This is a genomic window from Streptomyces venezuelae (genome assembly GCF_008642335.1).
Lineage (GTDB): Bacteria > Actinomycetota > Actinomycetes > Streptomycetales > Streptomycetaceae > Streptomyces > Streptomyces venezuelae_F.
This window is the reverse complement of record NZ_CP029191.1, coordinates 2,056,628-2,069,072: the sequence shown is the minus strand read 5'-3', so window position 1 is coordinate 2,069,072 and position 12,445 is coordinate 2,056,628. Positions and strand designations below refer to the sequence as shown.

The following is a 12,445-nucleotide window of genomic DNA, read 5'->3' as shown; positions in this document are numbered from 1 at the left end:
TCCGCGCCCTTTCCGCACCCGGACGGGTCTTTGGCCGTCCGTTCCCGCACGGCTACTGTCGGCGCGCATTCCCCGGGACACCCGGGGGGTCGTCAGAGTCTGTGTCATCGGAAGGGAGAGCGGCGTCCCGTGGGGTTCCATCGCCGTCCCGCACAGCCCGGTCTCGACCGGAGCACGCGCGTGACCGTCCTTTCAGCGGCAGCGGCCACCGCGGCGGCGGCCCTCGCTGCCGCGCCCGCAGGTGCCGCGCCGCAGGACAAGCCGTCCGACACGCGCGCCAAGGTGGACCGGCTCTACGAACAGGCGGAGCAGGCCACCGAGTCGTACAACAAGGCCGACGAGCACGCCGACAAGCTGCGCGCGCAGGTCGCACGGGCCAAGGACAGCGTCGCGCGCGGCCAGGAGCGCATCAACCGGATGCGCGGCGCCCTCGGCGCCCTCGCCGGGGCGCAGTACCGCGAGGGCGGCATCGACCCCTCGCTGGCCCTGATGCTCTCCTCCGACCCGGACCGCTACCTGGAGCGGGCCTCGGTCCTCGACCGCGTCAGCGCCCGCCAGGCGGGCGAACTGGCCGACCTCCAGCGGGCGCAGCGCACCCTCGCGCAGCAGCGCGCCGAGGCGGGCCGCAAACTCGCCGAGCTGGAGAAGAGCCGCACCACCGTCGCCCGCCACAAGCGCTCCGTCGAGCACAAGCTCGCCAAGGCCAGGAAGCTCCTGAACTCGCTGCCCGACGACGAGCGCGACGCGTACGACAGGTCCTCGCGGTCCGGCGGGCGCGACGGCCTGCCCGAGCTCGGCGGCGCCCCGTCCTCCTCGCGCGCCGCCGCGGCGATCGCCGCCGCCCGGTCCGCGATCGGCAAGCCCTACGTGTGGGGCGCCAACGGACCCTCCGGATTCGACTGTTCCGGCCTCATGCAGTGGTCGTACGCCCAGGCAGGGGTCGGCCTGCCCCGTACCTCGCAGGCCCAGCGGTACGCGGGACGCCAGGTGTCCCTGTCCGAGGCACAACCCGGTGACCTGGTCGCCTACCGCGACGACGCCAGCCACATCGGGATGTACATGGGCAACGGCCAGGTCGTGCACGCCCCCTACCCCGGAGCGCCGGTCCGCTACGACCCCGTCGGCATGATGCCGGTCTCGTCCGTGACGCGGATCTGACCGGCCGTACGCCGCGCACGCCCCGTACGATCGGGAAGGTGGCAGGTCACGGACGTGGGTCATGGCTGGCGGCGCTCTGCTGCGCCCTCTGTCTCGTCGTGCTGGCCGGATGCGGCGGACGCGACCCCGTCCCGGACGCGGCGGCGGGCGAGGTGCGCAAGGTCCTGGAGCGGCGGGCGCGGGCCGTCCTCGCCGGGGACGAGAAGGCGTACGACAGGACCGAGCGCCCCGCCAAGGGCGCCGAGGACCTCTTCGGGCGCCTGCGCGCCGTCCCGCTCGACTCCTGGGACTACCGGCTGACCGGCCTCGACCGCGACGGCGCGAGGGCCACGGCGAACGCCGAGCTCCACTACCGCGTCAAGGGCTTCGACCGCGCCCCGATCACCGCCGAGCGCACGCTCACGCTCAGGCGCACCGGCGGGCAGTGGTACGTCACCGACGAGCGGCCCGCGAAGAAGACCGGCGAACAGCTCTGGGACCAGGGGCGCGTGACCGCCGAGCGCGGCGAGCGCAGCCTCGTACTCGGCGTCGGGCAGAGCGCCGCCGACCTGCGCGCCCACCGCGAACTCGCCGACCGGGCGGTGCCCGCGGTGCGGGAGGCCTGGCCGGGGAAGTGGCCGGGACGGATCGTCGTCCTCGTGCCCCGGTCGCTGGACGGCATGGCGGGGCTCCTCGGGGCGCCCGCGTCCGGCTACCGCGGGATCGCCGCGGTCACCACCGGCGAGACGGGCAGGTCGGGGCGGGCCCCCGCCGACCGGATCATCGTCAACCCCGAGGCGTACGGCGTGCTCGGCGACTTCGGCAAGCGGGTCGTCCTCACCCACGAGGCGACCCACGTCGCGACCCGCACGGACACCTCCGAGGCCACCCCGCTCTGGCTCTCCGAGGGCTTCGCCGACTGGGTGGGCTACCGCGACACCGGACGCACCGCCGCGCAGGCCGCGCCCGAGCTGCGCCGCGCGGTCCAGCGCGGCCACCTGCCCGCCGCGCTCCCCGAGGACAAGGACTTCGGCTTCGGCGGGGACGCCGCGAAGCTCGCGGGGGCGTACGAGGGCGCGTGGCTGGCCTGCCGGATGATCGCCGAGCAGTGGGGCGAGCGGAAGCTCACGGACTTCTACGAGGCGGTGGGTGCCCACGACGGGCGCGACGGCGCGGTCGAGGGCGCGCTGCGGGGCGTATTGGACACCACGCCCGAGGACTTCACGGCGCGCTGGCATACGTATCTGCGCGCGGAGCTTGGCTGACCTGCTCCGGCATCGGACGCGACGCGGCCCCGCGCGGCGGCACGGACACCGTCCGACGCCACAGGTTCCGGCAGGCCAGCACGGTCGCCGCGACCAGCAGCCCGTTGCGTACGAGGAGGAGGGCCAGCCCCAGCGGATCGCCGGCGACCACGTGCGAGAACCACACGGGGAACTCCAGGAACGTCACGAACGTGGCCACGAGCACCAGCCGCGCCGGCACCACCATGGGGCTCGCACGGAACGCCAGGCACACGGCGGCCGTCCCGACCAGCCACAGCATGTACTGCGGGCTGATCACCCGGCTCGTGGTGGTGAAGAGCAGCACCGCGACGAAGGCCGCGTCCGCCGGGGTGCTCGCCGCACGGACGCGAGCGCGCAGCCGCCACGCGAGGAGCCAGCAGAGGGCGGCCACGGACAGCCCCTGGGCGACGGTGCTCACCAGCGGCACGTACGGCCCGAGGAATTCCACCGAGCCGTAGTTGAGCCGCACTTCGCCCCGCCAGCCGAAGTGGCGCGCGACGTGGAAGACGAGGGCGCCGAGCGACTCGACCTCGGTGCCGCGGTCGCGCTGGAAGGTGAGGAAGGCGAGCGCCCCCGGCATCGTGACGAGGAAAGCCAGGGCGAGCACAAGGGCTGTGCCCGCCGCGGCACTCCACGACCGGCGCGTCGCCCGCCCGCGCGGCGCGCCGACGAGCAGCAGCACGGGCCACCCCTTGAGCAGTGCCCCGAACCCCGCGAGCGCCCCCATCGTGCGCGGGTGCCGGGCCCCGGCGAGCAGCCCGGCGACGGCGACGGCGGCGACCAGCACGTCGTAGCGCGCGTACGAGGTGGGCCCGAGCAGGACGACGCCGATCACCCACACCCAAGCCCCCCGCAGCGACTTCCCGGGCCGACACCCCGCGTAGAGCAGCAGCGCACACACGGCCGCATCGCACAGCAGACAGCACACGAAGAAGGCGGGTGCGTAGTCGAGGAAGGGGAGGAGGGCCGGGGAGAGGACCGCGAGGGCGGCGGCGGGCGGGTACTGCCAGGTGACGTCGTCGAGCGGGAAGGTGCCGGTGCGCAGGATCTCGTACCAGCCCTGATAGATGACGGAGACGTCGCTGGTCACGTCGGGTCCGGGGGCGGTGAACACGTGGAGGACGAAGAGCATGAGCAGGGCCCTGGTCAGCCCCCAGACGGTCAGGATGCGTGCCATGAGCGCCTCGCCCCTTTTCACATGCTTAATCAGGATTCAAGACGACATGATGCCGGGCGGGGCGGGGGAGGGGCGAAGAGGCTGGGCCGTGGCTTTCGGCGCCGGGGCCGCGCTTCGGTACTGTCGTGCGCGATGCACAAGACCCTGATCGTCACGAACGACTTCCCGCCCAGGCCCGGTGGCATCCAGGCGTTCCTGCACAACATGGCGCTGCGCCTGGACCCCGAGCAGCTCGTCGTCTACGCCTCCACGTGGAAGCGGGGCCGCGAAGGCGCGGAGGCGACGGCCGCCTTCGACGCCGAGCAGCCCTTCCAGGTCGTACGCGACGCCACGACGATGCTGCTGCCGACGCCTCGCGTCACCCGTCGCGCGGTGTCGCTCCTGCGCGAACACGGCTGCACGTCGGTGTGGTTCGGGGCGGCGGCGCCGCTCGGGCTCATGGCGCCCGCGCTGCGCAAGGCGGGGGCGACGCGGCTGGTCGCGACGACGCACGGCCACGAGGCGGGGTGGGCCCAGCTGCCCGCCTCCCGCCAACTCCTCCGCCGGATCGGCGATGCGACGGACACGATCACGTATCTCGGCGAGTACACGCGCTCGCGGATCGCGGCTGCGCTGAGCCCGGCGGCGGCGGGCCGTATGGTCCAACTCCCGCCCGGGGTCGACGAGAAGACGTTCCACCCGGGGTCGGGCGGCGACGAGGTGCGGGCGCGGCTCGGCCTGACGGACCGGCCCGTGGTGGTGTGCGTGTCGCGGCTCGTGCCGCGCAAGGGCCAGGACACGTTGATCCTCGCCATGCCGAGGATTCTCTCCGCGGAGCCGGACGCGGTGCTGCTGATCGTCGGGGGCGGCCCGTACGAGAAGGACCTGCGTCGGCTCGCCGCGGAGACGGGGGTCGCGGACTCCGTCCGCTTCACGGGGGCCGTCCCGTGGTCGGAACTTCCCGCGCACTACGGCGCGGGGGACGTCTTCGCCATGCCCTGCCGGACGCGGCGCGGGGGCCTCGACGTCGAGGGCCTCGGCATCGTCTACCTGGAGGCGTCCGCGACAGGGCTGCCCGTCGTCGCGGGGGACTCCGGCGGGGCGCCGGATGCGGTGCGGGACGGGGAGACGGGGTGGGTCGTACGGGGTGGCGCGCCCGAGGAGGCGGCGGACCGCATCACCGCGCTGCTGGGTGACGCGGAGCTTCGGTCCCGGATGGGGGAGCGGGGGCGGGCGTGGGTGGAGGAGAAGTGGCGCTGGGACCTCCTGGCGGAGAACCTCAAGTCACTCCTGTAGCGGAGGCGGGCGGGTGCGGCCCGCGCAGTTCCCCGCACCCCTGCACCCCCCGCCCTCGGCCCTGCCGCGGGGGCTCGTCTCGCGCCTGCGGGCCGGTGGGGGTCGTCCGCGCAGTTCCCCGCGCCCCTAAAAGCCCGCCCTCGGCCGTGCCGCGGAGCTCGTTTCGCGCCTTACGGGCGGTGGGGGTTGCTCGCGCAGTTCCCCGCGCCCCTAAAGGCCCGCCCTCGGCCGTGCCGCGGGGGCTCGTTTCGCGCCTGCGGGCCGGTGGGGGGCGTCCGCGCAGTTCCCCGCGCCCCTGAAAGGCGGCTCCGCCGCCTCCAGGCAGGGAGAGAGCGGGGCGCAGCCCCAGCTCTTAGGGGCGCGGGGAACTGCGCGAGCAACCAGCGCGGCGCGGGAGTCGCGGACGGGTAGCTGCCACCCACGGCGAGTGGGCGGGACCGTCAACGCTACCCGCGGTAAATCGCCTCGATCTCGTCCGCGTAGTCCTTCGCCACCACATTCCGCTTCAGCTTCAGCGACGGAGTCAGGTGCCCCGACTCCTCCGTGAACTGCGAGCCGATGATGCGGAACTTGCGGACGGACTCCGCCTTGGAGACCGCCGCGTTGCCGTCGTCCACCGCGCTCTGGATCGCCGCGAGGAGATCCGCGTCGTCGCGGAGGGAGGACGCCGACGACCCCGCCGGCTTGCCGTGCTCCGCCGCCCACCGGCCGAGGAACTCGTCGTCGACGGTGACCAGTGCGCCCACGAACGGACGCCCGTCGCCGACGACCATGCACTCGGCGACCAGCGCGTGCGCGCGGATACGGTCCTCGATCACGGCCGGAGCGACGTTCTTGCCGCCCGCCGTGACGATGATTTCCTTCTTGCGGCCGGTGATCCGCAGATACCCGTCCTCGTCGAGCGTGCCGATGTCACCCGTGTGGAACCAGCCGTCGGCGAGGGCCTCTTCCGTGGCACCCTCGTTGTTCCAGTAGTGCGAGAACAGGTGCTCGCCGTGGAGCAGGACCTCGCCGTCGTCCGCTATCCGCACGACGGAACCCGGCAGCGGCTGGCCGACCGTGCCGATCTTCTGCCGGTCCCACGGGTTGAAGGCCGTGGCCGCGCAGGACTCCGTGAGGCCGTAGCCCTCCAGGACCGTGAAGCCGATGCCGCGGAAGAAGTGGCCCAGGCGCTCGCCGAGCGGCGCCCCGCCCGAGATCGCGTACTCGCCGCGCCCGCCGAGGACCGCGCGCAGCTTGCTGAAGACCAGCTTGTCGAAGAGCGTGTGCTTGAGGCGCAGGCCCAGCGACGGACCCGACGGCGTGTCCAGCGCGCGGCTGTACGCGATGGCCGTGTCCGCCGCCTTGTCGAAGATCTTGCCCTTGCCGTCGGCCTGCGCCTTCGCGCGCGCCGAGTTGTAGACCTTCTCGAAGACGCGCGGCACGCCCAGGACCATCGTCGGCCGGAACGAGGCGAGCTCGTCCGTGAGGTTCTTGACGTCGGGCGCGTGCCCCAGCTTGATCGGCGCCATCAGCGCGGCGACCTCGACCAGGCGTCCGAACACGTGGGCGACGGGGAGGAACAGGAGGACCGAACACTCACCCGTACGGAACAGGGGCTTCAGGCGCTCCACCACGTTGCCGCACTCGGCGAAGAAGCTGCGGTGGGTGAGGACACAGCCCTTGGGACGACCCGTCGTGCCCGAGGTGTAGACGATCGTGGCGGGGTCGTCGGCCTTGGCGGCGCCGCTGCGCTCGTCGACGGTCGCGTCCGGGACCTCGGCACCGGCGGCGTGCAGCTCGTCGACGCCGCCCGCGTCGATCTGCCAGACGTGCTTCAGGGCGGGCAGCGCCTCACGCACCGACTCGACGGCGGCGTTGTGCGCGTCGAGCTCGACGACGCAGGCCACGGCGCCGGAGTCACCGAGGATCCACTGGATCTGCTCGGCGGAGCTCGTCTCGTACACGGGAACGGTGACCGCGCCCGCGCTCCAGATGGCGAAGTCGAAAAGCGTCCACTCATAGCGGGTGCGGGACATCAGGCCGACACGGTCGCCGGGCCGCACTCCGGCGGCGATCAGCCCTTTGGCGGTGGCGCGCACGTCGGCGAGGAAGGCCTTGGCCGTGACGTCCTGCCAGCGTCCGTCGACCTTGCGGCCGATGACGGCGACGTCCGGGTGCTGCGCGGCATTTCTACGGACGATGTCGGTCAGATTGCCGTCCGCAGGGACCTCGTACAGGGCCGGAAGGCTGAACTCGCGCAAGACTGCTGCTCCTACATAGGGCGCCGGCGCCACGACGTTGTGTGCTGCGACGGTGCGGTCCAAGATCGGGCAGGTGCTCAGTCGAGTGGGGGGCTGAGCACTACTGGACTGCCCGGACGTTACCCATCGGTATGGCTGGTTCGGTAGGGGGGCGGGCCCAGATGTTCGGTGCGTCACACGTCGTCGTGGTCTGAATCGCACAGTACGCCACCGTCTTCCCGACTCGGAAGTAACCGCAGGTCCGGCCGCTGGAACGGGCCTCTACCGCCCTCGCGACGACCGTCCTAGGGTGATCGGCATGCCAGCTTTCCGGGTCAACGTGGTCAGTGACGTGCACGGCAACACCGAAGCACTCGCGCGTGCGGGGGACGGCGCGGACGCGCTGGTCTGCCTCGGCGACCTCGTGCTCTTCCTCGACTACGCCGACCACTCGCGCGGCATCTTCCCCGACCTGTTCGGCGCCGAGAACGCGACGAGGCTGGTGGAGCTGCGTACCGCACGCCGTTTCGACGAGGCCAGGGAATTCGGCCGAAAACTGTGGGGGACGGTCGACAGCGACCGGGCCGCGGTGATCGAGCGCGCCGTCCGCAAGCAGTACGCCGACATGTTCGCCGTCCTCCCCACTCCGACCTACGCCACCTACGGCAACGTCGACATCCCCACCCTGTGGCCCGAGTACGCGGGACCGGGCACCACCGTCCTCGACGGCGAGCGCGTCGAGATCGGCGGCCGCGTCTTCGGCTTCGTCGGCGGCGGACTGCGCACCCCGATGCGTACGCCCTACGAGATCTCCGACGAGGAGTACGCCGCCAAGATCGAGGCCGTCGGCGAGGTCGACGTCCTGTGCACCCACATCCCGCCGGACGTACCCGAGCTCCTCTACGACACCGTGGCGCGCCGTTTCGAGCGGGGCAGCCGGGCGCTGCTCGACGCGGTCCACCGGACCCGCCCCAAGTACGCGCTCTTCGGCCACGTCCACCAGCCGCTGGTCCGGCGCATGCGGGTCGGCGCCACGGAGTGCGTGAACGTCGGGCACTTCGCCGGGACGTCCAGGCCCTGGGCCCTGGAGTGGTGACCGTCCCGCGCGCGGTAGCCTTCACGCGTTGCACCACCCTCATCCCGGACCGCATCTGGAGGAGCCACAGCGATGGCGGAACACACCAGCTCGAGCATCACGATCGAGGCGGCACCGGCCGAGGTCATGGGAGTGATCGCCGACTTCGCGCGCTACCCGGACTGGACGGGTGAGGTGAAGGAGGCCCAGGTGCTCGCCACGGACGAGCGGGGCCGCGCCGAGCAGGTCCGCCTCGTCATGGACGCGGGCGCGATCAAGGACGACCAGACGCTGGGCTACACCTGGACCGGCGACGACGAGGTCAGTTGGACCCTGGTCAAGTCCCAGATGCTCCGCTCCCTGGACGGCTCCTACCTCCTGCGCCCCACCGCCTCCGGCACCGAGGTCACCTACCGCCTCACCGTCGACGTCAAGATCCCCATGCTCGGCATGATCAAGCGCAAGGCGGAAAAGGTCATCATCGACCGAGCCCTGGCAGGCCTGAAGAAGCGGGTGGAGTCGAAGGAGGTCTAGAGGGCCTAGGGGGCTTCAGGCGCACGGGGGCCGGTGGGGAACACGGGGGCGGGTGGGAAGCGGGGCGAAGCCCTCGCTTCAGGGGCGCGGGGAACTGCGCGACCAGCCACAACGAACCGGCAGCCGCAAACGAACAAACCCCCCACGGCGAGTGGGCACCCCACCCACCCAGGCGCCCCGCCAGCTACCGTTCAGAACCATGCGCACCCTCCTCATCACCGGCCCCGGCGGCTCCGGACGCACCACCGTCGCCGCCGCCACGGCACTCGCCGCGGCGCGGGCCGGCCACCGGACCCTGGTGATCTCCGCCGACCGCGCCGACACCCTCGGCGCGGTCCTCGGCGCCCCGGACGCGCATCCGGGGCTCACCCCCCTCCGCCCCGCCCCCGACACCCGCTTCCGCGAGGACCTGCTCGCCCTGCAGGAACGTGCCGCCTCCGCCCTGGACCTGCTCGGCGCCGAGCGCCTGGACGGCGAGGAGCTGACCCCGCTGCCCGGCGCCGAGGAGCTCGCGCTGCTGCGCGCCCTGCGCGACGCCGCCCGCGACGACACGTACGACACCGTGGTCGTCGACCTTCCGCCCACCCCCAAGGCCCTCGCGACCCTCGCCCTGCCCGAGCAGCTCCGCCGCTATCTGCGCAGGCTGCTCCCGCCCGAGCGCCAGGCGGCCCGCGCCCTGCGCCCCATGCTCGGCCGGCTTGCCGGTGTCCCCATGCCCGCCTCCTGGCTGTACGAGGCCGCGGCCCGCGGGGAGGACGAACTCGCCGCCGTCCAGCGCGTGATCGAGGCCCCCGGCACCACCGTCCGCCTGGTCGCCGAACCCGGCCCCGCGGGCGCCGACGCCGTCCGTGCCGCCGCCACCGGCCTCGCCCTGCACGGCCTGCGCACCGACCTCGTCGTCGCCAACCGGATCCTGCCGGACGCCAGCCCCGACACCTGGCTCGCCGGGCTCAGCGCGCAGCAGCACAAGACGCTCGACGTGTGGGAGTCGACGTACGACCACGTCGTCAGGGTCCCGCACCTCGGCCGCGACCCCCGCGGCACCGACGACCTCCAAGCCCTCGGCCTGACGGCGCCCGCGGCGGCCCCCGCCCCTGCCGTCTGGCCTGTCACCGAGGCCCCCGAGGACGACGGCAGTCACGCGTACGTATGGCACATCCCGCTGCCCTTCGTCACCCGTGAGGAGCTGGGTCTGATCCGGCGCGGCGACGAGCTCGTCGTCACCGCCGGCCCCTACCGCCGCATCGTGACCCTGCCGTCTGCGCTGCGCCGCTGCACCGTCGCGGGCGCCGGGCTGCGCGAGGGCGAGCTGAGGGTACGGTTCGCGCCCGACCCGGACCTGTGGCCGCGCGAGCGGTGAACGTCGTACCTCCATTCGGGTAACGTCGAGTGGCATGAGCGATGCCACCGAGCGCGAAGCCCCGGAACCCCAGGAAAGTCACGCCGACGCCTGGGAGCGGGCGTGCGCCGAGGACCTCGCGGCGGAGAAGGCCCGCCGCCGCGCCCAGTACGGGCCGCCGCCCGGCTCCGCCGCCGAGGAGCTGCGCAAGCTCTTCGACGTCGTGTCGGACAAGCTCTCCGGACTGCAGGCACCGCTGCTCGGCGCGGTCGCGCAGGGCGCCGTCGAGCAGACGCTCCGGCAGGTCGCCAAGGAGGCGAAGGCCGTCGTCGAGCCGGTCATCGAACGCAACCCCGACGTCTTCGACCACCTCGCCGCGGCGGGCTCCGAGCTGCTCGCCGCCTACCGCTCGGCGGTCGAGGGCCAGGAGAGCCGGTGGACTCGCGGCGACGCCGCGGACGACACCTCGAAGGACGCGACGAGGGACGCCACGAAGGACGCCGCGCCCGGCCGGGACCCCCGAGACGGCGGCTCCTCCGCGGGCGAACACATCGATCTGGACTGATGCCCCTCGGGTACGGTGGGCCGTAGCGGGGCTCGATCGAACTGAGGGATTCATGGGACTCACCATCGGCGTCGACATCGGCGGCACCAAGATCGCGGCCGGAGTGGTCGACGAGGACGGCAACATCCTCTCGACCTTCAAGGTGCCGACCCCTGGTACTTCCGAGGCCATCGTCGACGCGATCGCCTCCGCCGTGGCGGGCGCACGGGCCGGGCACGACATCGTCGGCGTCGGCATCGGCGCCGCCGGATACGTCAACCGGCAGCGCTCCACGGTCTACTTCGCGCCGAACATCGACTGGCGCCAGGAACCGCTCAAGGAAGAGGTCGAGAAGCGCGTCGGCCTGCCCGTGGTCGTGGAGAACGACGCGAACGCGGCGGCCTGGGGCGAGTACCGCTTCGGTGGCGGCAAGGGCCACCGCAACGTCATCTGCATCACGCTCGGCACCGGTCTCGGCGGCGGCATCATCATCGGCAACAAGCTGCGCCGCGGTCACTTCGGCGTCGCCGCCGAGTTCGGCCACATCCGGATGGTGCCGGACGGCCTGCTCTGCGGCTGCGGCAGCCAGGGCTGCTGGGAGCAGTACGCGTCGGGGCGCGCCCTCGTGCGGTACGCGAAGCAGCGCGCCAACGCCACCCCCGAGAACGCCGAGTACCTGCTCTCGCTGGGCGACGGCACCCCCGAGGGCATCGAGGGCAAGCACATCTCGATGGCCGCGCGGCAGGGCGACGCCGTCGCCATCGACTCCTACCGCGAGCTGGCCCGCTGGGCGGGCGCGGGCCTCGCCGACCTGGCGTCGCTCTTCGACCCGTCCGCGTTCATCGTCGGCGGCGGCCTGTCGGACGAGGGCGAGCTGGTCCTCGACCCGATCCGCAAGTCCTTCAAGCGCTGGCTCGTCGGCGCGGCGTGGCGCCCCGAGGCGCAGGTCATCGCGGCCCAGCTGGGCAACGACGCGGGTCTGGTCGGAGCGGCGGACCTGGCGCGGGAGCCGGATCCGGTCATGTGACCTCGTGACGACAGGTGTACGGAGCCCGTCGCGTCCCTTCGGGGGAGCGGCGGGCGCTGTCGTATCTTGATCGCCATGGTCAGCGAACCGCTCCCCAACTCCCGCACTGAACCCGACGGTTCGGCCGTCATCCGGGTGCTCAGCTACAACATCCGTTCGATGCGCGACGACACCGCCGCGCTCGCCCGGGTCATCGCCGCCTGCGCCCCCGACCTCGTCCTGGTCCAAGAGGCCCCGCGGTTCTTCCGCTGGCGCAAGAAGCTGGCCCGACTCGCGCGCGCCGCCGACCTGGTGATCCTCTCCGGCGGCGGCTCCGCGGCCGGACCCGCGCTGCTCTGCTCGCTGCGCGCCACGGTCGAGCGCACCGAGGACGTGCTGCTGCCGCTCACCCCCGGTCTGCACCGGCGCGGCTTCGCGACCGCCGTCGTCCGCTTCGGCGGCGCCAGGCTCGGCGTCCTGAGCTGCCACCTGAGCCTGCAGGGCGACGAGCGGTACGACCAGGGCGGGATGCTGCTCGACCGGCTCGCGGGGATGGGCGTGGAGCACGCGGTCGCGGGCGGTGACCTCAACGAGCGGCCCGGCGGCCGGACGTTCCGCAGGCTCGCCGAGGCTCTCCAGGACTGCTGGGCGGTCAAGCCGTGGGGCGGCGAGAACACCTCCACGCCGGCCGACCCGCACCAGCGCATCGACGCGCTCTTCGCGACCCCCGGCATCGAAGTCCTCGGCTGCGGCGTGCCGTTGGACCTGCCCGGGGTGGGCCCGGACGACCTGAGGGCGGCCACGGACCACCTGCCGGTCCTGGCCGCCCTCAGAGTCCCCCGGTGAGGCC

At 73.0% G+C, this 12,445-nt stretch carries 11 protein-coding genes; 9 read left to right on the top strand and 2 right to left on the bottom strand.

All coding sequences use genetic code 11. From position 1 onward, the window contains the following. The first annotated feature begins 129 nt into the window (after positions 1 to 129). The gene (locus DEJ49_RS09265; protein WP_150183683.1) at positions 130 to 1,158 is read left to right on the top strand and encodes an NlpC/P60 family protein; all 1,029 of its coding nucleotides are present in this window, start codon (positions 130 to 132) and stop codon (positions 1,156 to 1,158) included. 38 nt (positions 1,159 to 1,196) lie between these two features. Continuing rightward, the gene (locus DEJ49_RS09260) at positions 1,197 to 2,402 is read left to right on the top strand and encodes a hypothetical protein (protein WP_150183682.1); all 1,206 of its coding nucleotides are present in this window, start codon (positions 1,197 to 1,199) and stop codon (positions 2,400 to 2,402) included. Here the strand turns inward: DEJ49_RS09260 and DEJ49_RS09255 are convergent. Beyond that, a complete protein-coding gene (locus DEJ49_RS09255) occupies positions 2,359 to 3,600 on the bottom strand; it encodes a glycosyltransferase family 87 protein (protein ID WP_150183681.1) in 1,242 nt (413 codons plus the stop codon). The two genes, DEJ49_RS09260 and DEJ49_RS09255, sit on opposite strands and share 44 nt — an antisense overlap. A gap of 132 nt (positions 3,601 to 3,732) precedes the next feature. Between DEJ49_RS09255 and DEJ49_RS09250 the strand changes: the two genes are divergently transcribed. Next, on the top strand, positions 3,733 to 4,875 hold the full coding sequence (locus DEJ49_RS09250) for a glycosyltransferase family 4 protein (RefSeq protein ID WP_150183680.1): 1,143 nt from the start codon (positions 3,733 to 3,735) through the stop codon (positions 4,873 to 4,875). 446 nt (positions 4,876 to 5,321) lie between these two features. On the opposite strand, the gene DEJ49_RS09245 is transcribed toward DEJ49_RS09250, so the two are convergent. Then, entirely contained in the window at positions 5,322 to 7,118 is a 1,797-nt protein-coding gene (locus DEJ49_RS09245; RefSeq protein WP_150183679.1) for an AMP-dependent synthetase/ligase, read from the bottom strand. 319 nt (positions 7,119 to 7,437) lie between these two features. On the opposite strand from DEJ49_RS09245, the gene DEJ49_RS09240 reads away from it, so the two are divergent. The 6 genes from DEJ49_RS09240 to DEJ49_RS09215 all read left to right on the top strand — a co-directional run bounded on the left by DEJ49_RS09240 (position 7,438) and on the right by DEJ49_RS09215 (position 12,441). Beyond that, entirely contained in the window at positions 7,438 to 8,193 is a 756-nt protein-coding gene (locus DEJ49_RS09240; protein ID WP_150188124.1) for a metallophosphoesterase, read from the top strand. Between the two features lie 72 nt (positions 8,194 to 8,265). Beyond that, positions 8,266 to 8,706, top strand: coding sequence for an SRPBCC family protein (locus DEJ49_RS09235; protein ID WP_150183678.1), 441 nt, complete (start codon positions 8,266 to 8,268; stop codon positions 8,704 to 8,706). 199 nt (positions 8,707 to 8,905) lie between these two features. Beyond that, a complete protein-coding gene (locus DEJ49_RS09230) occupies positions 8,906 to 10,066 on the top strand; it encodes an ArsA family ATPase (RefSeq protein ID WP_150183677.1) in 1,161 nt (386 codons plus the stop codon). 34 nt (positions 10,067 to 10,100) lie between these two features. Next, positions 10,101 to 10,610, top strand: a complete 510-nt coding sequence (locus DEJ49_RS09225; protein WP_150183676.1) for a DUF5304 domain-containing protein — start codon at positions 10,101 to 10,103, stop codon at positions 10,608 to 10,610. A gap of 52 nt (positions 10,611 to 10,662) precedes the next feature. Continuing rightward, a complete protein-coding gene (locus DEJ49_RS09220; RefSeq protein ID WP_150183675.1) occupies positions 10,663 to 11,616 on the top strand; it encodes an ROK family glucokinase in 954 nt (317 codons plus the stop codon). 75 nt (positions 11,617 to 11,691) lie between these two features. Continuing rightward, entirely contained in the window at positions 11,692 to 12,441 is a 750-nt protein-coding gene (locus tag DEJ49_RS09215; RefSeq protein WP_150183674.1) for an endonuclease/exonuclease/phosphatase family protein, read from the top strand. Positions 12,442 to 12,445 lie beyond the last annotated feature (4 nt).

Bases quoted from the DNA above. Each gene is read 5' to 3' on its own strand.
- DEJ49_RS09250 (WP_150183680.1), top strand. From the start codon at position 3,733: ATGCACAAGACCCTGATCGTCACGAACGACTTCCCGCCCAGGCCCGGT.
- DEJ49_RS09215 (WP_150183674.1), top strand. From the start codon at position 11,692: ATGGTCAGCGAACCGCTCCCCAACTCCCGCACTGAACCCGACGGTTCG.
- DEJ49_RS09255 (WP_150183681.1), bottom strand. From the start codon at position 3,600: ATGGCACGCATCCTGACCGTCTGGGGGCTGACCAGGGCCCTGCTCATG.
- DEJ49_RS09220 (WP_150183675.1), top strand. From the start codon at position 10,663: ATGGGACTCACCATCGGCGTCGACATCGGCGGCACCAAGATCGCGGCC.
- DEJ49_RS09230 (WP_150183677.1), top strand. From the start codon at position 8,906: ATGCGCACCCTCCTCATCACCGGCCCCGGCGGCTCCGGACGCACCACC.
- DEJ49_RS09225 (WP_150183676.1), top strand. From the start codon at position 10,101: ATGAGCGATGCCACCGAGCGCGAAGCCCCGGAACCCCAGGAAAGTCAC.
- DEJ49_RS09235 (WP_150183678.1), top strand. From the start codon at position 8,266: ATGGCGGAACACACCAGCTCGAGCATCACGATCGAGGCGGCACCGGCC.